Below are 23,969 nucleotides of genomic sequence, written 5' to 3' on the forward strand. Positions count from 1 at the left end.
CCATGTGTATTTAATAAACTGCACAATATTTTGTTTATTGGGTCTTTAGGTTTATGCTTGTATCTTTGTTTTGTTGGCTAAAGCCAAGTTACCAAGCCCACGATCGTCGAAGTTTCTTACTTCGATGCCATTTAATCCTAAATTTATTGAAATTCGTTACTTCCTGCCTTATAGCATAAATTTTAGTTAGTACTCTTTTTTACCTGTTTTTTTTGGAAAGTAAATACCCTCCCCAGTCTAAGATACAGGACTAATCTGAGTTTATCTTCTATTAGATTTACTTCTTTTAAAGGTCCCAATATTAGCTCATTTATTTGTATATTTGTGACTCCATTTAGCGTTACATTTTAGGATTGAGAAATCGCAAAATGAACCAATTCCATGTATATTCCTTTGATATTTGAATGTGTTTAACTCCTTTTTAAAGTGGTATTGTCTTTTACTAAAATCATTTTTACCGAACATTTGCTTAATACTATAATACTATGAAATATTTGACCTGGCTGGCAGACAAATTGTGCTCTTCTAAAGCGGCATCGCTGTATATGTTGCTATTTGCAATTGCTATTGGAGTTGCCACATTTGTTGAAAACGATTTTGGCACCAGCTCCGCTCAGGACCTCATCTTTAGAACCTGGTGGTTTGAATTATTGCTTGTACTATTTGGGCTAAGTATTCTGGTAAATATATATAGGTTCAGGATGATCCAACAAAGGAAATGGGCAGCTCTGACTTTTCATGCAGCGATCATCATTATTCTTCTTGGAGCTGGAGTGACTAGGTACTTTGGCTATGAAGGAATCATGCATATTCGGGAAGGTTCGGCTTCAAGTGATTTTTTATCGGCAGAGACCTATCTGAATTTTAAAGTATTGTATCATGAGAAGACCTATAGCTTTGCTGAAAAAGTGTATTTTTCTTCTTTAGGAAAAAATAAATTCGATAAGCAATACCAAATTGGAAATAAAATTATTCTGGTTAAACTCAAGGATTTTATTCCCAACCCGGTTGAAGAAATGACCGATAGCCCCGATGGACTTGCCATGCTCAAAGTAGTCATTGGGGGGATGAATGGTAGGGAAGAATATCATGTAAAGTATGGTGATCAGGTCAATCTAAGCGGAACCAAAATCAATTTTGGAAACCCTGAAATGCCTGGTTATGTAAATATTTCAATGCAAAACGATTCCCTTTATTTTAAAGTGGACAGACCGATTACTCAAATGGTGATGGCGACACAGAAGTTGGATACCATTGCTCCCGGTGAATTACGACCATTGCGTACCCGGTCCTTGTACAATATGGGTAATTCTAATTTTGTTATTGCTGAGTTTGCACGTTCTGCTGTTCTGAATACAACATCGAAGGACATCAAAGTAAAGAGTGAAAGTATCGTTAGATTAAGACTGGATGTTGAAATGGACAGTCAACATCATGAACTTATGCTTACTGGAAGAAAAGGATCTGAAGGTGAATACAAAACTATAGAATCTGCCGAAAGCACCATTGGAATAGCTTATGGTTCCAAACGAATAGAATTGCCGTTTTCGTTGTACCTCAAGGATTTTATCATGGATAAATATCCAGGTACTGAAAATCCATCATCCTATGCTAGTGAAGTTACTTTAACAGATCCGGTTAAAGATGTTAAAATGGATAAACGCATCTTTATGAATAACATCCTGGATTATCAGGGTTATCGTTTTTTTCAATCGTCTTTTGATCAGGATGAATTAGGAACTTATTTGAGTGTGAATCACGATTTTTTAGGTACATGGTTGTCCTATATTGGTTATATATTATTAACGATTGGATTGCTGTTTGTTTTCTTTCAACCCAACACCAGATTTGCTTATTTGACGAAGAAGTTGAAGGAAATTCAGAATTCATCCATGCTGTTATTCTTGTGGATAAGTATATTTTTTGCAGTTCCTGTAATGGGTTTTTCCAATTCGGAAATCACGCAACCTGCGGTTTTAGTAAGTCCGGAACACGCTAATAAGTTAGGTCAATTATTGGTACAGGATTTTAAGGGACGATTTGAACCCATAAATACTTTAGCCAGTGAAGTCGTTCGCAAACTTTCAAAGAAAAGTGAGCTTTATGGTCTAAGTGAAAATCAAATCTACATTTCAATGATGTTGGATCCGGAGACCTGGGAAAATGTACCCATCATTCAATCCGGCAATCATCCGGAAGTATTAAAGATCTTAGGAATAAATGCTGGACTAACAAGTTATCGGAATTTTTTCAATGACGAAGGGGAGTATAAACTTAAAGAATTCATTCGCGCTGCACAGGTCATGAACCCTAAAGATCATGGTACATTTGAAAAGGCTATTATTAAGGTGGATGAGAAGGTGAACATTGCGAATATGGTTTTTTCAACACAACTATTTAAAGTATTTCCGATCAAGGGAGATCCAAATAATACTTGGATTTCACCTACCGATATTTCAAATCCAAAAACCCCGGAAGCTTTAAGTATTTTTATCAAAGAATTCGTGACAACTTATTTTGCTGAATTAAAATCATCCTCAGAAACCAGAAACTGGACCATCCCCGATGAAATGCTAACTAAGTTAACGACATACCAAGAATCCATTTCTGGAACTATACTTCCTGCAAAACAAAAAGTGACTACTGAAATATGGTTGAATCGATTAAATATTTTTTCTAATCTGAGAAATATTTATGCCTTACTTGGACTTTGTTTTCTCTTTACTTTTTTGTATTCCGTTTTCAACCATAAAGTAAATATTAATAGGATTTCAAAAATTGGATTTTACACCTTGTTAGGATTTTTTGTAATGCACACCTTAGGATTACTAATGCGTTGGTATGTATCAGGTCATGCACCATGGAGCAATGGCTATGAGTCCATGATTTATATAGCCTGGACCACAACATTAGCGGGATTAATATTTTCAAGAACATCACTTGGAGGATTGGCGGCAACATGTGTGTTATCTACTATAATTCTTTTGGTAGCAGGAATGAGTTGGTTAGATCCGGAGATCACGCCATTAGTTCCTGTATTAAATTCTTATTGGTTGACAATACATGTTTCTATGGAGGCTGGAAGTTATGGCTTTCTCTTGCTTGGAGCTGTCATTGGTATGCTCAACTTAGTGCTCTTTATCTTAACTAACGACAATAATAAAATTAAGATTAAAAGATCAATAGAGGAGTTGACCATAATTAGCGAAATCACAATTACAGGTGGACTTATAATGCTAAGTATTGGAACTTATTTAGGAGGTGTTTGGGCTAATGAATCATGGGGTAGATACTGGGGATGGGATGCTAAAGAAACGTGGGCATTAGTGTCCATTTTGGTTTATGCATTCATACTTCACATGAGGTTCATCCCTGCACTAAAAAGTGTATATGCATATAATTTTGCATCGCTGTTTGGTTTTGCTACTGTTATCATGACTTATTATGGGGTGAATTATTATTTGTCTGGTTTGCATTCCTATGCAGCTGGAGATCCGGTTCCATTGCCGGTGGAAGTGTATTATACTTTGATAGCATTGATTATATTAAGTATACTTTCTTTCATAAATTATAGAAGAAAATATAAAGAGCGGATTGTGATATAAGGATGAAGTTGAATGTTTGCTTCAAGATTGCTTCAAGCAGCTAGTCTCGATTATAAGACGAGACAAACAACCAATATCTTATCTTTTCACAACAGCATTTTCCATAATGATATCATATCGATAACCGGCACCGAAATCTTTATTTAGAAATATTGTTCCTTCAAACGTGACTTCATCGCCAATCTGAATAACATCGGTTGATGTAATCGTGAAATCTACATTTTTATCTTTGGTTTTGGTGCCGTCCTGGATATGATACCAGTTCTTACCCATGATTTGGAAATTTGCTTTTTTGCATAGACCACGAACTAAGATTTGTTTTCCGTTGTATTTAGCTTTGTTGTTCATTAAATCGGATAAAGCTATCGTTCCGGCTATTTTTTTACCTGTAACAGGCTTTTCATTCGGTGTTTCAGACATCGATGGCTCTTGACCAGCTATTTGTCCTCCAGGATGTTCATTGGCGTCAATAATACTTGATACTAAATAGAGTACATCAAAGGTTCTGTTAAAATCTTTGCTTTCAAAATTTGTTTTCTTCAACCCACCGCGATAATAATAGGTGTGTCCCTTGGTAATATCTTGTTTAGAAATGGCAATCCAGAATTTTTCTTTGTTTTCAGACACATAGACATAGGTATATTTTTCAGCTTGTAGTATTTCCTCCGCAACAACTTGGTGAACGTCGGTATTCGGCATAGTACCAGGACTGTTACTTGGCATTTCAGAAGGGGTACTCGGTTTTTCATCAGCTATGATGACTTTTGGTTTGGAATCACATGATATAATGACTAATAAAATGAGTAGACAAAATGGAATTGGTTTCATTATTTTTTGATTTTTTTGCTGTTTTTAAAACGTTGTAATACTGTTATATAATATCTATAATTGGCATCATGATTTGCAAAAGTAGATTCGACATCAATTAAAACAGATGACAATCTGGATAGTTGAAAGCTGAGGTTAGCTCCGATCACATCTTCATTGGTTTTAGTTTCACTACTTAAATACATATAGTTTATTTTTCTGTAGTTCAATTCTACATTTAATTTAGACTTAAATACATCTTTGGAAATCCGACCACTATAAATCATTCCTTGTATGTAATCTGTTTTTAAATAATTGGTAGAAGCAGATAGTGTAACATGTAATTTAGGAATATTATTCATGTAGATATTGAATAAATAATTCTTAGTAGGAATATCATTTTTGCCTTCAAATCTAAAGAATGCACTGGCATTCATCGATAGATATCGAAATACATTATAACTGTATTGTAGCCTAAGTCCTTGTCTTGTTTCTTGATCTATTAGCTTATCAATAATGGTTTTGTAAGTTTCATAATAGATGATATTCCTGCGATTGTCATATGAACTTTGGATAGACATTTTCTTAGAAATCCTATAACGTACGTTAGCATATAAACTGGTGAAATTGACAGAATTTATGTTTTCTTCATGTATGCGTTTAAATAAATCCAATTCAGCAGAAATAAAAAAGTTGATGTTTTTAGTTATAGGACTACTGTGTTGGAAGTAAGTAAATCTTCGATCCACTTTCCAGGAATACCTTTGTTCAATAAAAGCAATAGATGTCTGAATATATCCTTTTTTAGTATTGGCATTATGTGCCAAAAAAGCACCTGCTTGTTCTAATTTTATATTATATCCATAATCATAAAGATTGGGTTTGGATCCTACTAATATGCCATAAGAAAAGAGACCTAATTTTTGTTCATATTGTATCCCGTCATGGGCACCCATGTTTGAAATATTGGGATTGATTCTACGACCAATCCATATTTGTTTATTTTTAGATAATTGATATCCTAACGCTAAAGTATATAATTTGAATTCATCAAAAAATCCAACACCTATTTGATCTTTGGAATAGTTGTGTGTATAATTAATATAACTTTCTAAAGAAAATTTGGATCCATTTATATTACCGATATTTAAAGAATTGGAGACTCTGGTTCTGGTGGATTTAGAATTAAAGGGTTGGTTAAAATCTCCAAGCATAGAAACGGAAAGCCTTCCATTGATCAATGACTTATTTTTTTTAATTTCTTTGACCTTATCGGTATTTGTTACCTTAATGCTGGTGTCTGATTCTGTAATATTTTGTTTAATTGTTGGTTTTTGAAGTGTATCTTTAATTATAGTTGGTATAGGGGAGGGCACTATCATTCCCTTTACAGGATCTCCAATTTTAAATTGCGCATTTCCAATGAGTTCGCATACACTGGAAATTGAAGAAAGGCGAGTGATGACTAATGAGGGTATTGGTTTTTCATTTTGATAAGTGTACAAAGTATCACCAACATGCAATTCTTTTGTAGAATAAAATTTTACATAAATGCTTTTGGCATTCACATAAGAAACGGTGCCGTCTAATATTTTAATATTGGTTTGTGCATTGATGCTAGCTTGAAAGGAAATCAGAACTAACAACAAGAATAATATTCTTTTATATATACAATTATTTTTTTCCATCAGGATGGCATGAATAACAAGCGTTACTATTGTACGAATATCCGCTCACTCCATTATGATCGCTATCTGTTTCATTTTTTTTGTGACAGACTAAACAGCTGAATATTTTAAAATCATTCGAGTTGGTATGACATTCACTACATAAGTTCCATTCGTTTTTATGTTTTCCGGAATATATGGGAAAATAATTGGCGTCATGATTAAATGTAGAAGGGGTCCATGCTGTTTGTGAATGACACACAGTGCAATCAGTAGGGAATTTAGCGGTTTTATGATTTGGATTAGTGGTTTGATCGTAATCGGTTTTATGACAACCATAACAGGTATTTGGAGTCGTGTTATAATTTCCTTTATGACATAATGCGCAGTCATTTTTTATGTTGGCATGTGCACCTTGAAGGACATAATAATTATTGTGCACATCGAAAGTAGCCGGTTCCCAATTTGGTGCGGTGGTGTGACAACTTACGCAATCAGTTGATAAGTTTAATTTTTTGTGATTTGGATTGGTGGAAGCATTGTAATCAGTAATATGACATCCCGCACATGTTTTTGGTGTGGTATTATAATTTCCATGATGACAAATATTGCAATCGTGAGCAATGCTTGCATGTGCACCGTCCAAAACATAATAATTATTGTGAATGTCGAATGTTGCTGGCTTCCAATCTTTTACTGTAGTGTGACAATCCACACAATTTGTTGGAATATTTAGTCTCTTATGATTTGGATTTATTGAAGCATTGTAATCAGTAATATGACATCCTTGACATGTGTTGGGTGTGTTTTTATAATTTCCATGATGACATGCCTTGCAATCATTAGCTATATCAGCATGGGCATTATCCAAGACATAAAATTGATTGTGAATATCAAATTTTGCAGGAGCCCAACCAGGTGCGGTGGTATGGCAACTAATACAATCGGTTGTGATATTTAAATTGGCATGATTTGGATTTGTAGATTGATTGTAATCTTTATTGTGACATGAGAAACAATCAGTTGGTGTGTTTTTGTATTCTTTAATGTGACATTCTCTGCAATCTGTAGTTTTATGCGCCCCTGTTAGTGGAAAAGAACTCATGTTATGATCGAATGCCATCTTTTTTTCACCTGTAGGATGACAAGCCAAACAAGCATAGCTCGCATATAAATAACCGCCTACTGTCATATGTTTTTCATCTGTTTCAGGATTCATGTGACAAGTAATGCAAGTAAATTGTTTATAATCTGTTGGGTTGGTATGGCATTCAGTACATTTATCCCATACCATTTTATGTTTGCCAGTATAAACAGGAAAGTACATTCCGTCATGATTAAAAGTAGAAGGCACCCACGCATTTTCAGAATGGCAACTTGCACAATCGGTAGGGAATTGCGCAGCTTCATGATTTGGATTTGTAGTTCCTTTATATTCATCATTGTGGCATCCTACACAAGTATTTGGTGTATTGTTGTAGTCACCATTATGACAAGTGGCACAATCTTTAGAAATTTTAGCATGTGCTCCTTTCAATTCATAATAAGTATTATGAATATCAAAACTTGCAGGATCCCAACCTGGTTTAGTGGTATGACAAGAGGCACAGTCTGTCGGAAGTTGAAGTTTTGTATGATTTGGGTTTAAAGAATGATCATAATCTTTTGAGTGACAAGCTACACAAGTATTCGGTGTGTTATTGTAATCTCCGTGATGACAAGAATTGCAATCTTTTGCAATATTTGCATGAGCGCCATCTAATACATAATAATTACTATGGATGTCAAATTTAGCAGGTGCCCAACCTGGATCTGTAGTATGACATGAGATACAATCTGTTGAAAAATTTAAATCCACATGTTTTGGATTTTGAGATTGATCAAAATTTGTTTTGTGACAATCCACGCAAAGTGTACTGGTTCCTTTAAATCCTTTACTGTGACATTCCTGGCAATTAACTGTCTTGTGTGCCCCCGTTAATGGAAACATAGTTGAATTGTGATCAAATTTAAAATCAGCATCACCAGTTGGGTGACATGCAAAACAAGCGTCAGATTGGTAGTAATATCCTGATACCGTTTTGTGCTGATCATTTGTTTCAGGGTTTATGTGACATACAGTACAGCTATTTTGTTTGAAATCACCTGGATTGGTATGACATTCTATGCACTGATTCCAAACGCCTTTATGCTTGCCACTGTAGACCGGAAAATGTATGCCATCATGATTGAATGTAGATGGATCCCAAGTTTTTTGATTGTGACATGCTGCGCAATCTGTAGGAAATTGAGCAGTAATATGATTTGGATCTTTGGTATTGTTGTAGTCTTTTTGGTGACATCCAACACAGGTGTTTGGTGTATTGTTATAATTCCCATTATGACATGCTTTACAGTCATTAGCTATTTGAGCATGAGCATCTTGAAGTACATAATAATTATTGTGAATATCAAATCTTGCAGGACTCCAACCTGGAGTGGTGGTATGACAACTAATACAATCTGTCGATAAGCCTAAATCTTTATGTTTAGGATTTTGCGATTGATCAAAATCTTTTTGATGACAATCCATACAAGCTGTAGAAGTTCCTTTATATCCTTTGGTATGACATTCCAAACAATTGGTTGTGGTGTGTGCTCCTGTTAAAGGAAATTGTGTGGTATTATGATCAAATTTAACATCTGCATCTCCTGTTGGATGACAAGCGAAACAGGCTTTGTCTTGATAAACATAGCCACCAACTCCTGCATGTTTTTGGTCTGTTTCAGGATTTATATGACAAGATATGCAAGTAACTTGGTGGATGTCAGATGGATTATTATGACATTCAATGCACTGATTCCAGACCCCTTTATGCTTGCCGGTATATATTGGAAAATGCATGCCATCGTGATTGAAAGTAGATGGCTTCCATGAATTTTCTCCATGACAAGTAGCACAATCAGTTGAAAATCCAGTTTGTTTATGATCTGGGTTTTTAGCAGCTACATAATCTGAATTATGGCATCCATTACAAGTATTGGGAGTATTATTATAATTTCCCTGATGACAGCTAATACAATCAGATGCTATTCTGGCATGGGCACCTTTTAATTCGTAAAATGAATTATGATTAGCAAACTGGGCAGGTTCCCACCCTGGGGCAGTAGTATGGCAGGAAGCACAATCGTTTGAAAGATTTAATTTTTTATGCGATGGATTTAATGATTGATCATAGTCTAATTGATGGCAGGAAGCACACGATGTACTGGTTCCTTTAAATCCTTTAGCATGACACATCAAACAATCCGTTGTTTTATGGGCGCCAGTCAGCGGAAATGCAGTTGCATTATGATCAAATTTAATATCTGCATCACCTGTTGGGTGACATGCAAAACAAGCTTGATCATTATAGGTATAACCATTGGTACCTTTATGAATTTGATCCGTTTCAGGATTCATATGGCAGTTAATACAACTAAATTGTTTGTAATCTGAAGGATTATTGTGACAATCAATGCATTGGGTCCATTTTCCTTTATGTTTTCCAGAAAATATTGGAAAATTCAAATCATCATGATCAAATTTCGAAGGAACCCATGAACTTTCAGAATGACAACTTGCACAATCATTAGGAAATTGTCCTGCTTTATGATTGGGGTTGACGGTTTGATCAAAGTCTATTTGGTGACATTCAAAGCACGTATTTGGATTGTTATTGTAATTTCCTTTATGACATGCGATACAATCATTGGCAATTTTAGCGTGTGCTCCATTTAATGGATAGAATTTCGGGTGAAGGTCAAATTTTGCAGGATTCCAGTTAGCTTCTGTAGTATGACAGGATATGCAATCAGTGCCTATACCAAGTTTATTATGATTTGGATTTAAGGTGTTATTGAAATCCATTTGATGGCAACTGACACATTCAGTAGGAGTGCCCTTAAAGCCATTTTTATGGCATTGAATGCAATCAATGGTAGTATGCATCCCCGTGAGTGGAAATTGTGTTTTATTGTGGTCAAACACTTCATCTGCGCTTCCAGTGGGATGACAAGCTAAACAGGCCTGATCTTGATAAATGTAGGCATTGACTTTCTGATGAACCTTATCTGTTTCTGGATTTATATGGCAACTGATACAAGTGAATGAGGTGAAGTCTTTTTCGTTTTTATGACAATCTATACACTGGGTCCATTTCCCTTTATGTTTCCCACTGTAAATTGGAAAAGTCACATCATGAGCAGAAAATTGAATTGGCTTCCATCCTGGAGAAAGAGTATGACATGATGCACAATCGTTTGAGAATTTCGCACTAATGTGATTTGGATTATTGGTCGATTGAAAATCTTGATTGTGACAAGAAATGCAATTCTTTGAAATATTTGAGTAGTCCTTAGATAAATGACATTGAGCACAATCTTTTATGGAATGACCTTGTTCCAAAGGAAAGAAATTGTGATCGACTTTATCTGTCTTCCAATCAGCTTCAGTTAGGCTATGACAATCTGTACAATTGGTCGAAAAGTTGTTTTTCTTATGATCCGGGGATGTGGTTCTTTCAAAATCATTTCGATGGCAGTCTATACAATTGATACCAGCCGTATTAAATCGAATATTGGTCTCAGAAATATGACATAGGTTGCAATTAACGGTTCTATGAACACCGGTTAATGGAAAACTGGTTTGTTCATGAATTTCTGTAATATTATCGACAATCCAGGAGGCAGATGTGTGACATCTTTTACAATCTAATCCAACGGTTTGATTATGAGGATCTACATGACACGAGTTACAATCAGTTGGCGCTTCATCAAACTTAAGACTTTGGTGACACGATTTGCAATCTAAGGCTTTATGTTGTCCAAATAAAGCGAACGCAGTACTATCATGAGAAAATAAGGCCAATTTTGAATTGTAACTCCAGGATTCCGGACTGTGACACTTAGCACAATCTATAGCCAACTTATCTCCATGAGGGGACTGTGCATTAAGTGCGAATACACTTAAAATTAAGGGTAATATTATTTGTGACAATCTTTGCATTCCAACATCCCGTTTTTGTAAAGGATAATCTTTATATCCAATGCTTCGGCCTTATGGCATTTGTCGCAAGTTACGACAATATGTTCACCTTTCAATGGAAATCTTGAATTATTATGATTAAATTTTGAAGCTTTCCAATCATCAAAACCATGACAGCGATTACAATCAGTTATATTGTTTTCTGTGAACTGATTACCGTGTGGATTTTTATGACATGTATTGCATTCTTTTGGTTTTTCTTTGAAATTTTGGACAATAGCTTTATTTAATTCTTTAGTAAAATGACATTTATTGCATTGTGTTTCCAGATGTTTTCCCAATAAAGGAAAGCTGGTTTTGGAATGATCAAAATGGACCTCATTCCAACTTTCTTCTGCGTGACAGTTGAGGCATTGATTTGGGACATAAAACGATGGATCTATGTAGCCCTTATGAAAATCTTCATGACAATCGATACATTGTTTTCCAATGTTTCGGAAATTCCATTTTCCATCCTTTTGATGACATGCATTGCAAGCAGTTGCCAGATGCGCCCCATTTAAAGGAAACGCAGACTGTTGATGTTGCTCAATACTAAAAGTAGTGCCTTTAAAATTTTGTACTGTATGACAACTTGAACAGTCATTATAAATTTTATGCTGAGCAAATTCACCATGGTGATAATCCGTATGGCATTGATTACAGAATTCATGTGGCAATGGATCTGTCATTTTTGTTTTATGGCATTTTTTACAATCTAAAGATTGGTGTTTTCCTTCAAGCGGAAAATTAGTTAGATTGTGATTGAATTGGTCCAGGTTTTTATTAGCCCTAAAACTTTCTTGATTATGACATTTTTTACAATCAGTTTCGAATTTGCCTTCATGAATATCCTTATGACAACTGATACATTCCAGTTTACTAATCTTTTCAAATTCTTTAAACATTCCTGATGTGCCAGCTCGATTATCATGACATTTACGACAATCTATGGACTTATGACGTCCTTCTAGTTTAAAGCCTGTAAGGTTATGATTAAATTGTGGTGTGGGTTTGATTTTGTGAAAAGATTCATCAGTATGACATGCCTTACAATTGGTGCCAAATTTATTATCATGTGGATCTTTATGGCATGAATGGCAAGTTTGAAAATCTATTGAAGCAAATTTTTGAAACGATACATTATTTCGAATTTCTTTTTTATGACATTCTATACAAGTTACTTTTAGATGAGCACCTGTCAGCGGAAAGTCAGTTCGGCTATGATTAAATTCACTTGCTGGTTTGAATTGGTTGAAATTATGACATTTGATACAATCATTGGATAAGGTCTTTTGATGATAATCTGCATGGCATGTTAAACATTTGGGATCCAAACCCAAATAGGTGGTTTGATTTTTTTTAATTTCCGGGTCCTGAATAAAATCCGGTTTGTGGCAATTTCTGCAATCGATGGTTTTGTGTTTGCCTTTTAATTCATAACCTGTGGAATTATGGTTGAATAGTTTTTTATCAAAACGAATCATTTCGAATTTAAGGCCATGGTGTTCGCTATGACACGAAATGCAATTTTTTTGTTTTACTTCCTGAGATGCGTGAAAACCCTTGTTACTAGATATTCTACTTTTGAGTTTTATATGACAATTTAAGCATTTCGCTTCTGAAATTTGATCTCCCAAATCATGACATTGGGTGCAATTACTTATACCTTCTAGTTGTTTGTGAGGATTGGATAATTTTCCAGGTGAAATTTGTGCACTAAGGGGAAAGAAACAAATAATTAATATACCATACAGGATATATTTTAATTCTAAAAGTGATGTGTGGTGTAGTTTTATCACTTCGAATGAGATTTAACAGTGTATCCGAATCGTTTTGTAATTTCAATGCCAGATTTTTGAAGAAACTGAGTCGGTAGTTCTCCTCCAGCTAAAATATAGACCATGTCATTTGACAATTCAATAGGTTGTTCTGCTCCATTTATTTTTATTCGAACAGCATCATTTAAAATTTCAGTTACATTAGAATTCAGAAGTAAGTGAATTGTTTTTTGTTGAGCAGCTAAATCTATTTTTTCAGCATTTAGAGGTTTTAGACGATTGAATTTATCGCCGCGATAAGAAAGGGTTACTTCATTTTGTTCGGCTAATAACAAGGCACTTTCTATAGCAGAATCACCTCCGCCAACTACTAGGATTTTTTTACCTTGGATTAATTCTGATTCCATCAACCTATAACTCACTTTTTCCAATCCTTCACCGGCTACACCTAACTTTCTTGGGCTTCCTCTACGACCAATCGCCAGCAGTACTTTATTTGAAGTGAAAGCAACTCCTTTTTGTGTAATAATTTCAAATCCACTTCCTTTTTTTGCAATGGATTCTACCCGGGTATTTTCATGAAGATTAATACTGTTTTTTCGAATCACATCTTGCCAGAGTTCTAGTAATTCAGATTTTTTTGTTTGAAATAATTTTATTTTTCCAAACAACGGTAAATCTACCGGAGATGTCATTACGATTTTTTTTCTTGGAAAATTGTACACAGTTCCTCCAAGGGAATCTTGATCCAATAGTATATGTTTTAAACCATATTTTTTAGCCTGTAAACTAGCCGAAATACCAGCGGGACCAGCACCAATAATTAAAACATCAAACTCCTGATCATGACCAGCATCTTTTGAAGTAAATATATGATCCATGGCTTGTTTTCCTTGTTCAATACTATTTTTAATTAATCCCATACCACCTAATTCTCCGGCGATAAAAATACCCCGCATATTGGATTCAAAATTCTGATTTACATGGGGTAGATCAACACCTCTTTTTTCAGTTCCTATTCTAAGGGTTATGGCTTCTACAGGGCAGGCATGGAAACAAGCACCATGACCAATACAATGTGAAGCATTGATTAAAGTAGCTCTACCATTTTGTATGCCTAAGATGTCTTCTTCCGGGCAAGCTTTTAAGCAAGCACCGCTTTTAATGCAAGTGTTTAAATCTATGTGTGGGTATAAGGATACAGGTTCATGGATGCCCTCAACTATGGCTTTTTTTATTTTTGTTTCAACTACCTGAGATTCTTTCCTTAGTTTTCTAAGATAAATAAAGAGGATCCCTACTATCAATAATAGGACAATACCATAAATCCCAATTTCTTCTAAGAGTGTTTCCATAATTAAAAAATCCATTTATACCCAAAGGCCAATGTTACAGCGACATGGATAATCATAATGATCAGCATGATTAAAGCAAAGGGTAGATGGATGACGTGCCAATATTTAAATAATTTTTGCATGACTTTTAGGTTCTCAATCCGCCATTTAAGCACCATTTCTTTTTTCAATAAGCTTATTATTTTTTTTCTCCTGTTGGATGGAATAGATAACGCAGTTAACTTCTTTTTAAAATCACTGAGTTGTTGATTTTGAATAAAATATTGTCTAAAGACTTTAGAAGTGGAAAGATTTTCATGATTGGGTTGCATTGCGAATTCCAAATCACGGTAATTCATATTCGATTCAACTTGTTCATTAAGTATTAATTTAAATTCTTCATGGATTTGATTTTTCATTCCTATGATTTCATCTAGATCCAACGCTCTTCCCTGGATGGTTCTCGGTATTTGTTTATATATAAATCTTCCAATCACACCACTGGCAACTACTGCGACCATGCTCCAAAAACTTATGGAAACGATTCCTCCAAATTTAAATGCAGTATGAAATAATACAAAAATGGGCCCAAGGGTGCAAAGAAAAATATGAAATTCTAACCAGTATTTAAGAGCACCTAATTTAGAATTATGCTTCATTTTTTTTCTAATAATATAACCAAAGACACCAATAATAATAAGCAATGTACCGATAATACCTAATCCATGACCATAAATACCACTCGGCTTTAATAATTTGTGATCTTGATGATAAAATCGTTCTTCGAGACTGGTGCCATAATAAGAACCTCCATAAAAAAAGAGTAGACCAGTACATATGACAACAATAGAAACTAAAGTAGCAATATATATTTTATGTGCGAATGGTGTCATTTATTTTAAATCAATTATATGTTTTAATGATAATAACTATTAAATGAAAGAATTAGTCTCCATAAAAGTTCATTATTTGTTAATATGCAATTAAGATATGAATATTTAGATAATTAGCTTGTTGATGCAACCTGATTGTTCCCACTCATAAACGATAACACATGAAGAAGTAATAAAATATTTTTATTAACTCTTACGGATCGAGAGTGTGATCAAGTATTTAAAAGATTTTTGAAAAATAAGGGCAAAAAACAAGTTGTTGGTGCAATGGGAATATTTGCAAAAGTAGGAATGAAATTTCAATAATAATCAAATTATCTTTATTTCAGAATAAAAACCTTTTATTAAGTTTAATAGGGTATTGATAAATTGTCATAAAGAGGCGGTTAATAATTTACAGTTTACATCCCTAAAATTTCTGCCATCTTTATCATATAATCACTAGGCTCTTTTTTATTGACCACAGCATCATTAAATGGAGTTAGCATGAGCTTATCATTGACAAGTCCTGCCATGACATTGTATTTGCCTTTCAACAATGCAATGACCGATTCATAACCCAAGCGACTGGCGAGTAATCGATCTGAAGCAGTTGGAGAACCTCCTCGTTGTAAGTGACCAATAATGGCAACACGAATGTCATATTCAGGAACACGTTCTTTAAGTAATTTACTGATCGTCATGGTATCTCCGATGTGATTTCCTTCTGCAACAATGACTAATCCAAATAATTTTTTTCTACGGAGTGCTTTTTTTAAATTTTCAATCAAACCATCAATGTTGGTTTCATGTTCAGGTATTAAAAAAGCACTTGCTCCTGAGGCGATTGCTGTATGTAAGGCGATGTACCCTGAATGTCTGCCCATGACTTCAACTAAAAATAGCCGATTGTGAGAATCAGCAGTATCTCTGATTTTGTCAACAGCTTCAATGGCTGTATTCACCGCGGTATCAAATCCTATCGTGAAGTCGGTACCAAATAAATCGTTATCAATCGTTCCCGGCAAGCCTACAGTAGGTATATTATATTCCTGGTTAAAGACATGAGCTCCGGTAAAAGTACCATTTCCACCGATGGCAACCAATGCATCAATATCATTAGCCTGCAAGTTTTCGAAAGCTATTTTTCTGCCTTCAGGAGTCATGAATCGTTGGCTTCTTGATGTTTTTAGTATAGTTCCACCCCTTTGGAGAATATTTCTGACATCATCTGCTTCTAATCTGCTGATTTCATTATCAATCATACCCTCAAATCCGCGATGGATTCCATAAACATGAAGGTCATAAAAACTCGCAGTACGTATCACGGCTCTTATGGCGGCATTCATTCCCGGAGCATCGCCTCCAGAAGTAAATACTCCGATTCGTTTTATTTCAGTCATACATCAAATGATATTGAACAAGTGATTGGATGGGGTTTTGATTAAAGTGTACATTCGTAAAACCATATTCAAGCAGAAAAGGTTTTAGATGTTCTCTCAAGAGGTAAGCTACAGAACCATTGAAATAAAGCGGCCATTCCTTTTTATCAGAATAATACGATAAGCGATTGCTGTAGAATTCTTTGAATGCTGTTCTGACGATGTCAATTATTTCTGGATATTGAAGATGGGCTATAATAAAAGGTACAAATGAAGCCAACTCTTTGGAAACCCTATTGGAGGAATATAGTGTGGCCAGGTAATTATCTTTAACAATAGGGTGGGATAATTCAAGCTTTAATCTAAGTTCTGTAGTTAGCTCATCATAAAAATAGGATTTTAACAAAAGCTTGCCTAAATGATTCCCGCTTCCTTCATCTCCTAAAAGATATCCGAGTCCTGGCCTTTCATGAATAATCTGGTGCCCATCGCTTAGACAAGAATGGCTTCCTGTCCCTAGTATAGCAACTATTCCGGGTTTGCCCGCGCAAGAGCTTCTGGCAGCCCCTAGGAGGTCAGATTCGAGTATTGCCTTTGTGTTTGGATAAATGTCATGAAAAATGGTTTGCAGGCCCTCTTTTGCCGATCCTTTACATCCTGCGCCATAGAAATGTATGGTTTCAATGGTTTCTTTAATAAAGTGTTGATAAACAATGTTTAATGAAGATAATATAGAGCTTTTGCTGGTCGTCATGGGGTTGATTCCTATCGTTTCGAATATAGAAATCAAGCCATGATCATTTATTAGCGCCCAATGAGCCTTGGTTGAACCAGAATCTACAATTATCTTCATTTAAAGGGCAAATTAAAATAAATTTCGGTGAGTTTTCAGTATAATAGCATTAAAAGCTTCCAGATGGATTACTTTTGCCCGAAATTTAGAATATGAATAATATAACTGTGATAGGGGCGGGGACAATGGGAAATGGAATAGCACATGTATTTGCTCAGTATGGCTTTAATGTTGTTTTGTTTGATATTTCTGCTCCAGCTTTAGATAAGGCTTTAGTTACGATCCATAAGAATTTCGATCGAATGATTGAAAAAGAAAAGATTACAGCAGAAGATAAAGCCTCCGCTGTTTCAAGACTTTCCACTTCAACAACCTTGAGTGAAGCGGTAAAGAAAGCAGATCTTGTTGTCGAAGCCGCAACAGAAAATCTGGATATCAAACTCAATCTGTTTAAGGAATTGGACCAATTGACCTTGCCTACATGTATACTTGCAACGAATACTTCATCCATATCAATAACCAAGATTGCTGGCGTAACCAATAGGCCCGATAAAGTGATTGGAATGCATTTTATGAATCCTGTTCCTGTAATGAAACTGGTAGAAGTAATTCGGGGATATTCTACATCAGACCAAGTTTGTCACCAAATTTTTAGTTTAGCACAACGACTTTATAAAGTACCTGTAGAAGTCAATGATTATCCGGGATTTATTGCGAATAGGATCTTGATGCCAATGATCAATGAAGCCATTTATTCATTGTATGAAGGTGTTGCCAATGTAGAAGAAATAGATACAATCATGAAGCTTGGCATGGCGCACCCAATGGGACCTTTGCAGTTGGCTGATTTTATAGGTTTGGATGTATGTCTTGCCATATTAAAAGTGATCCATGATGGTTTTGGGAATCCCAAATATGCTCCGTGTCCTTTATTAATCAATATGGTCAATTCTAAAAAGCTGGGTGTAAAAACCAAAGAAGGCTTTTATCAATATATGGATGATCCTAAAATGGTCATCGTATCTCCTAAATTTAAAAATAGCTAATGTTCGACAAATTAAAAGCAATAGGTAAACTTAAATGTCCTGCCTGTTATGAAGGATATTTATTTGCCTCAAAAAGTAAATTTGTCAAGTGGAATTTTGACATGAATAAAAAGTGTCCATCTTGTGGCGAGGATTTAGAAAGGGAGCCAGGTTTCTATTATGGAGCGATGTTTATTTCTTACATTATATCAGGACTTTTTAGCTTGATATTTGTTGGTACAGCTATACTGGGATTTCATGTGGAATGGGAGTGGGCTATAGTCTTATTGGGTCTGGTATTGATTTTTAGTTTTAGTTATCTCTTTAAATTATCCAGAACGGTTTGGATTCATTTAATGGTGGGTAAGAAAAAATAATTATGTATTAAAATGTGTTAGGAATTTATAATTGGCACCATATTAAATAGCACAGCAATCAACTTTTTAGTCTAATTGAGTCCTAAGTTTCCTGGAAGTAATTTGATTTTTATTGGGATTAATTCGTCTGGTTATTTGATGAATTTTTTAACACTAGTTCTTCCTTCTGAATCACTAATAAGGACAAAATAAAATCCAGATTTTAATTCATTTACATCTACAGTTTGAACGCCTTCACCTTCATTAAAATAAGCTTGTGTTGATTTAAGCTCTTGTGATAAATCATTGAGAATATGTACGGATCCATTAAAAGATTCTGTCGCACCGTACTCAATTTTTAATTGGTCAATGATAGGGTTTGGATTTATCTCAAAACTAAGTTTTGAAGATAGATCTTGAACTGCATTTGGAACAGCATTTTGGATGACATATGTTTCAGTAAACACACCAGTGTTATTGCTGTTTTTATTAAAAAAATATGGCGTACTAAAATAGGCATTGTTATCATATCGATAATTCATATTGATATTTTTAACCGTGTATCCACCTTGTGCAATTCCTTCGTATTTTACTGAAACTTCAATTTTTTTATTTTTTTGCCCAAACAACCAAATGCGATCCGTTTCATAACAAACTACATTATTGTCACCAGTGCTCATCAAATATAAATCATTATTTTTTCCTTCGATTTTTACATTACCTAACATTCTTCCTTCAGATACACCAAGTAATACACCCGTTTTAGAGGTTATGTTTTTACATACATTACATTGTGCACAAGTCGTTAGACTTCCGGTTGCATTATCGCATTGGTCCACAAAAACAGAATTTGGAAATCCAAAGCCTGCAAAATCGTCACCTAAATTATAAAAGTGATTGTAAAGTGAATTTCCAATGATACCAACTTTGATGTAATCCAATCGAATAGCAGCTTTTCCTCTTTGGTCTTGTCCATTGTTTGGGTCAATAGTTGGAGAAACAGCATTGGTCTTTCCACAGAATTTGATGGTCATAGATTGTCCAAAACCAGTCTGAACAAGGCATATCAGGGCAATAATTGTAGCGATATTTTTCATATAATTAAATTTTGATAGCAAATATATTAATGTTTGGGAATTTATATTAGTAATTGTTCAAATATTTAATCTTTTGATCAAACATTAACTAATTCTAATAAATTAGTTTTTCATGTAACACTTTGATTAATGGATAGGATATTTTGGTTTGACGCATTACAAGAATTTTGCATCAACGCTAGGCTCATGGGTAATTATAGATTTTGTTGCTTTTATTGCAACATTGTTCTTATCCAGGTTTCAGTCAGGTGGTATACTTTTTTTTTAAGTATGCAACAGTAAAACCAAGCTGCAATAAAACACTATTGGGTCTTTTATTTTCTTTATTGGAACAGCCAGACTATGTGTAATCAACAATATTATAATGCATTGTCCGTTTTATTTTTTTTCTTCTAGATTATTTATATGAATTGGATTATAAAAGCATTGATGTTTTTAATTATAATAAATGGAATTCACTCATGTAAATCAGTTAGTCAATCCATTTATCCTGAACATACAGGCGACATTGATTTTGATCCAAAGCTGGATAAGAAGGATTTTCATTTATGCAACGAGCAAAGAATAGTTCAATACTACAGTGTTAAAACGGATTATCTTGGTGAACGCAAAGAGATTTATAAACAATTTCAAACCAAATATCTGTTCGATCCCAAATACAGTAATGAAAGTGGGTATATGACCTTTCGTTTTATAGTGAATTGCAAAGGTGAAACGGATCGTTTTAGAGTTTATGAAATCGATGAACATTATGCGCTGAAACATTTTCCGGTTCCATTGAAGGATCAATTGTTAAACATAGCAAAATCATTAAATCACTGGATTCCTGGCAAGGCTGAAGGAGTAGCATATGATTCTTATTATCGCATCACTATTAAATTAGTCAATGGTAAAATAGAATCTATTAAACCCTAATTCTAATGGAAATGTGGTTCAATAATCTAAATATAAAACTACTGTACAATAAGACAATGAAGCTCGTGTATGAATTATAATATCTTACTCATAATTTTATTGCCATACCTTGGAATAGCTCAGGGCAATTGTTTGCTTTATCCCAAGGACAGTCCTTGTAGAAAAGCCTGTGAATTATGTGAACAAGCCAGTCGCTTGTACCAAGGCTCACGGCAAGCACTTGAGTTGCGGGATCAAGCCATTGCTATTTGTCCTGAATTTGCATATTCTTGGAGTGAGAATTCAGTGGCTTATTTAAAACGAGGGGATTATCATAAATGGAGATCACTTATTGACTCTGCTGTGAAATACGATCCCATATCTTGGTTGGGCTACAGGGGAGCATGCAGTTATGAATTTATTCATGATTATGATGGTGCACTTACCGACTTTATTCAATTGGAATCCATAAAAAAAGGCCACCTGGGTTATAATGCTAATGGAGACTACCCAATTAGAACCTTAATGGGGCTTTGTTATCGGGATAAAGGAGATTTATCAGAAGCATTAAAACAGATCACTCAAAGTATCGATGAAAATTTCAAAAATGGAGCCGTTGGAACCTATGATTATTTGCATCGGGCAGTGACTTATATGAAGTTGAATCAATGGAATCTAGCATTAGAAGATCTTACATTACAAATCAATAATTATCCTCAATTTCCAGATACTTATTATTATCTGTCCTTGGTGTACAACCATAACAAAGAATGGTCAAAAGCTATAGAAATGCTACAAAAAGCCAAATCCCTATATCCTAAAAATCATCGAGCCGATCCCTATGTCATTATGCCGGATCAGGTTTTTGAATCCGAAATAGATGAAAAAATTACAGAAGTCCAAGCAAAAATGGTTAGATAATCCATTTGGGACCCCTGACTATTTATTTAGATGGAGTCTGTAAGAACTAATAGTCGAATCATACACTTCCATGACCTTAGGCACAAGTATACCACAAGTATACCACAAGCATGTACTCCTTTAGGGTAGGTTTGATACCAACTAAGGCACTATGGAAGTAGAAGTTTAGATACTTGTTAATACTAAACGCTCCTCTTACTTGTATCGAACATGCGAACGAATGGCTTGTTCTATAATTAAGCACTGTCCGAATAATCTTAGGCAAGGTATTCTAAGTTTCAAATTATTTATTGGTACTAAATGTTTCCTTCCAAGATTAAAAAATATTAAAATCATTTTACTCCCCCAGAAAATGATGGAGACCCTTGACTGTCAACTTTCCTCTGCGATTTCCCAATTACCACCCAAACCGATTACCCGATTACCCAATTACCCGATCACCATTCAAACCGATTACCCGATTACCCGATCACCATTCAACCCGATCACCCGATCACCATTCAGACCAAATAACCCTCATTAGAATAACGACTACTTAATCAATATCCCAAATTCGTAAAAGCGCGATCGATCGCACTTAATGCAGTTTCCAATTGATCTTGAGTAATCGTTAATGGAGGAGCTAAACGGATGATATTTCCATGAGTTGGTTTAGCTAGAAGCCCTTGTTGGGCCATTTCTATACATAAATTCCACGCGGTAGAACTTTCTTCATGATCATCTATTACGATGGCATTTAATAAACCCTTGCCCCGAATGATTTTAATGATGGGATGTTTTATACTTAATTGCTGTAAACCTTGTCTGAAAAAATCACCCATTATCTGTGCATTTTTTTCTAACTGTTCATCCCTGACCACTTCTAAGGCTGCTATTCCTACTGCACAAGCCAATGGGTTACCACCAAAGGTGGAACCATGTTCTCCCGGTTTGATGCACAACATAATTTCATCATCTGCTAAAACTGCAGAAACGGGTAAAACACCACCAGACAATGCTTTGCCAAGGATTAATATATCTGGCCGAATGTTTATATGATCACAAGCTAATAATTTTCCTGTTCGCGCTATGCCAGTCTGAATTTCATCAGCTATAAATAATACGCGGTTGCTTTGACATAAATCAAATGCTGCTTTAAGATACCCATCATCAGGGACAACAACCCCGGCTTCACCTTGTATGGGTTCTATTAAAAATCCGGCAACATGGGGATCTTTAATTACGGATTTAAGTGCCTCAAGGTTATTGTAAGGAATTCGAATTAATCCGGGCAAGAAGGGTCCAAACCCCTTATAACTCGAAGGATCATTGGATGCTGATACAGCCGTCATAGTCCGACCATGAAAATTACCTTCTAGCACTATGATCTTTGCTTCTAAATCTGGAATCTCCTTTACCTGATAAGCCCATTTTCTGCATAATTTTAGAGCGGTTTCAACGCCTTCCACTCCAGTATTCATAGGAAGTACTTTGTCATATCCAAAATACTCGCAGATGTATTTTTCGTATTCACCTAATCTATTGTTGTAAAAAGCTCTGGAACTCAAGGTGAGCTGACTTGCTTGCTCAATAAGTGCTGAGATAATTTTTGGATGGCAGTGACCTTGATTTACAGCCGAGTATGCGGAAAGAAAATCAAAATATTGTTTGCCTTCAACATCATAAACATATACTCCTTCTCCTCGTTCCAGTACTACCGGAATTGGATGATAATTATGAGCTCCATATTGGTCCTCCAATTCAATAAAATAGGAAGCTTGTGAAATGGTCGATGTATTATTCATAAATTCGAATCACTGTTGAGATGCAAATTTAAGCAATTCCATATGAATCAGAAGCACTTGTTTGGTAATGAAAGAATTGCCATCATTATGGATAACATAATCTGCTTGAGCTAAAAGTTCAGATTCGTGTCTTTGATTTTGAATTCTGTTTCTTACCTGTAGTTCAGAAAGCTTGTCCCGCAGCATGACTCTTTGGATTCGAATGGATTCGGAGGCGCTAACTACAATGATTTTATCAACAGGTTGTGAGTGAATGACATCAAGCAATAAAGCAGATTCCTTAATGACATAAGGTGTATTTTGTTGTTTAGCCCATTCTAAGTAGTCCAGTCCAACCATAGGATGTACCAAACTGTTTAACTGATGCAGTAAATCCGTATTTGAAAAAATTTTTGATGCAATAAATTTTCGGTTTAATTTATTTGTACCATCGTAAGCGTCTGAACCCAAAAGCAATTTTATTTTATGTGATAATCCAGGATCGTGTTCCATAAGGTATTTTGCCCTTAGATCAGAAGAATAAACAGGCACTCCCAAATATTCAAAAATATGAGCAACTAAAGATTTTCCACTTCCTATCAGACCCGTCAAACCGACATGTTTCATG

The 23,969-nt window shown here is 35.0% G+C and carries 17 protein-coding genes; 6 read left to right on the plus strand and 11 right to left on the minus strand.

Annotated features, from left to right (window positions below):
• Positions 1-485: 485 nt before the first annotated feature.
• Entirely contained in the window at positions 486-3,605 is a 3,120-nt protein-coding gene (gene ccsA / locus IPK88_13055; GenBank protein MBK8244350.1) for a cytochrome c biogenesis protein CcsA, read from the plus strand.
• Positions 3,606-3,683: 78 nt separating this feature from the next.
• On the opposite strand, the gene IPK88_13060 is transcribed toward ccsA, so the two are convergent.
• The 8 genes from IPK88_13060 to IPK88_13095 all read right to left on the minus strand — a co-directional run bounded on the left by IPK88_13060 (position 3,684) and on the right by IPK88_13095 (position 17,345).
• On the minus strand, positions 3,684-4,433 hold the full coding sequence (locus tag IPK88_13060; GenBank protein MBK8244351.1) for a hypothetical protein: 750 nt from the start codon (positions 4,431-4,433) through the stop codon (positions 3,684-3,686).
• Entirely contained in the window at positions 4,433-6,100 is a 1,668-nt protein-coding gene (locus IPK88_13065; protein ID MBK8244352.1) for a hypothetical protein, read from the minus strand. Before IPK88_13065 ends, IPK88_13060 begins: the two co-directional genes overlap by 1 nt.
• Entirely contained in the window at positions 6,087-11,105 is a 5,019-nt protein-coding gene (locus IPK88_13070; GenBank protein MBK8244353.1) for a hypothetical protein, read from the minus strand. The genes IPK88_13065 and IPK88_13070 overlap by 14 nt, the downstream gene beginning before the upstream one ends.
• The gene (locus IPK88_13075) at positions 11,084-12,925 is read right to left on the minus strand and encodes a cytochrome c family protein (protein ID MBK8244354.1); all 1,842 of its coding nucleotides are present in this window, start codon (positions 12,923-12,925) and stop codon (positions 11,084-11,086) included. Before IPK88_13075 ends, IPK88_13070 begins: the two co-directional genes overlap by 22 nt.
• Positions 12,922-14,259 carry an NAD(P)-binding domain-containing protein gene (locus IPK88_13080; protein ID MBK8244355.1) on the minus strand — a complete coding sequence of 446 codons (1,338 nt, stop codon included), beginning with the start codon at positions 14,257-14,259 and terminating at the stop codon, positions 12,922-12,924. Before IPK88_13080 ends, IPK88_13075 begins: the two co-directional genes overlap by 4 nt.
• A 2-nt stretch (positions 14,260-14,261) precedes the next feature.
• Complete coding sequence (locus tag IPK88_13085; protein MBK8244356.1) at positions 14,262-15,131, minus strand: hypothetical protein; 870 nt, start codon at positions 15,129-15,131, stop codon at positions 14,262-14,264.
• Positions 15,132-15,532: 401 nt separating this feature from the next.
• Positions 15,533-16,513, minus strand: coding sequence for a 6-phosphofructokinase (gene pfkA, locus IPK88_13090; GenBank protein MBK8244357.1), 981 nt, complete (start codon positions 16,511-16,513; stop codon positions 15,533-15,535).
• Positions 16,506-17,345: a hypothetical protein gene (locus tag IPK88_13095; protein MBK8244358.1), complete on the minus strand. Its 840-nt coding sequence runs from the start codon at positions 17,343-17,345 to the stop codon at positions 16,506-16,508. Before IPK88_13095 ends, pfkA begins: the two co-directional genes overlap by 8 nt.
• A gap of 92 nt (positions 17,346-17,437) precedes the next feature.
• Here IPK88_13095 and IPK88_13100 point away from each other — a divergent pair, with 92 nt between their 5' ends.
• A complete protein-coding gene (locus IPK88_13100) occupies positions 17,438-18,331 on the plus strand; it encodes a 3-hydroxybutyryl-CoA dehydrogenase (GenBank protein ID MBK8244359.1) in 894 nt (297 codons plus the stop codon).
• The gene (locus IPK88_13105) at positions 18,331-18,687 is read left to right on the plus strand and encodes a DUF983 domain-containing protein (GenBank protein ID MBK8244360.1); all 357 of its coding nucleotides are present in this window, start codon (positions 18,331-18,333) and stop codon (positions 18,685-18,687) included. Before IPK88_13100 ends, IPK88_13105 begins: the two co-directional genes overlap by 1 nt.
• A gap of 131 nt (positions 18,688-18,818) precedes the next feature.
• On the opposite strand, the gene IPK88_13110 is transcribed toward IPK88_13105, so the two are convergent.
• Positions 18,819-19,763 (minus strand): T9SS type A sorting domain-containing protein, encoded by a 945-nt coding sequence (locus IPK88_13110; protein MBK8244361.1) that lies wholly within the window; start codon positions 19,761-19,763, stop codon positions 18,819-18,821.
• Between the two features lie 405 nt (positions 19,764-20,168).
• Between IPK88_13110 and IPK88_13115 the strand changes: the two genes are divergently transcribed.
• From IPK88_13115 to IPK88_13125, 3 genes are all read left to right on the plus strand, one after another.
• The gene (locus tag IPK88_13115) at positions 20,169-20,678 is read left to right on the plus strand and encodes a hypothetical protein (protein MBK8244362.1); all 510 of its coding nucleotides are present in this window, start codon (positions 20,169-20,171) and stop codon (positions 20,676-20,678) included.
• Between the two features lie 69 nt (positions 20,679-20,747).
• A complete protein-coding gene (locus IPK88_13120) occupies positions 20,748-21,578 on the plus strand; it encodes a tetratricopeptide repeat protein (protein MBK8244363.1) in 831 nt (276 codons plus the stop codon).
• 199 nt (positions 21,579-21,777) lie between these two features.
• Complete coding sequence (locus IPK88_13125; protein ID MBK8244364.1) at positions 21,778-22,101, plus strand: hypothetical protein; 324 nt, start codon at positions 21,778-21,780, stop codon at positions 22,099-22,101.
• A gap of 16 nt (positions 22,102-22,117) precedes the next feature.
• On the opposite strand, the gene rocD is transcribed toward IPK88_13125, so the two are convergent.
• Both rocD and IPK88_13135 read right to left on the minus strand, forming a co-directional pair.
• The gene (rocD, locus tag IPK88_13130; GenBank protein MBK8244365.1) at positions 22,118-23,362 is read right to left on the minus strand and encodes an ornithine--oxo-acid transaminase; all 1,245 of its coding nucleotides are present in this window, start codon (positions 23,360-23,362) and stop codon (positions 22,118-22,120) included.
• Positions 23,363-23,371: 9 nt separating this feature from the next.
• Complete coding sequence (locus IPK88_13135) at positions 23,372-23,968, minus strand: dephospho-CoA kinase (GenBank protein ID MBK8244366.1); 597 nt, start codon at positions 23,966-23,968, stop codon at positions 23,372-23,374.
• Between the last annotated feature and the right edge of the window lies 1 nt (position 23,969).

Source organism: Candidatus Defluviibacterium haderslevense (genome assembly GCA_016712225.1).
GTDB lineage: Bacteria > Bacteroidota > Bacteroidia > Chitinophagales > Saprospiraceae > Vicinibacter > Vicinibacter haderslevensis.

What these genes read in the sequence shown, in the direction of transcription:
- rocD (MBK8244365.1), bottom strand. Translation starts at nt 23,362, where the DNA reads ATGAATAATACATCGACCATTTCACAAGCTTCCTATTTTATTGAATTG.
- IPK88_13085 (MBK8244356.1), bottom strand. Translation starts at nt 15,131, where the DNA reads ATGACACCATTCGCACATAAAATATATATTGCTACTTTAGTTTCTATT.
- IPK88_13105 (MBK8244360.1), top strand. Translation starts at nt 18,331, where the DNA reads ATGTTCGACAAATTAAAAGCAATAGGTAAACTTAAATGTCCTGCCTGT.
- IPK88_13115 (MBK8244362.1), top strand. Translation starts at nt 20,169, where the DNA reads ATGAATTGGATTATAAAAGCATTGATGTTTTTAATTATAATAAATGGA.
- IPK88_13100 (MBK8244359.1), top strand. Translation starts at nt 17,438, where the DNA reads ATGAATAATATAACTGTGATAGGGGCGGGGACAATGGGAAATGGAATA.
- pfkA (MBK8244357.1), bottom strand. Translation starts at nt 16,513, where the DNA reads ATGACTGAAATAAAACGAATCGGAGTATTTACTTCTGGAGGCGATGCT.
- IPK88_13070 (MBK8244353.1), bottom strand. Translation starts at nt 11,105, where the DNA reads ATGCAAAGATTGTCACAAATAATATTACCCTTAATTTTAAGTGTATTC.
- IPK88_13120 (MBK8244363.1), top strand. Translation starts at nt 20,748, where the DNA reads ATGAATTATAATATCTTACTCATAATTTTATTGCCATACCTTGGAATA.
- ccsA (MBK8244350.1), top strand. Translation starts at nt 486, where the DNA reads ATGAAATATTTGACCTGGCTGGCAGACAAATTGTGCTCTTCTAAAGCG.
- IPK88_13095 (MBK8244358.1), bottom strand. Translation starts at nt 17,345, where the DNA reads ATGAAGATAATTGTAGATTCTGGTTCAACCAAGGCTCATTGGGCGCTA.
- IPK88_13060 (MBK8244351.1), bottom strand. Translation starts at nt 4,433, where the DNA reads ATGAAACCAATTCCATTTTGTCTACTCATTTTATTAGTCATTATATCA.
- IPK88_13065 (MBK8244352.1), bottom strand. Translation starts at nt 6,100, where the DNA reads ATGGAAAAAAATAATTGTATATATAAAAGAATATTATTCTTGTTGTTA.
- IPK88_13080 (MBK8244355.1), bottom strand. Translation starts at nt 14,259, where the DNA reads ATGGAAACACTCTTAGAAGAAATTGGGATTTATGGTATTGTCCTATTA.
- IPK88_13110 (MBK8244361.1), bottom strand. Translation starts at nt 19,763, where the DNA reads ATGAAAAATATCGCTACAATTATTGCCCTGATATGCCTTGTTCAGACT.
- IPK88_13135 (MBK8244366.1), bottom strand. Translation starts at nt 23,968, where the DNA reads ATGAAACATGTCGGTTTGACGGGTCTGATAGGAAGTGGAAAATCTTTA.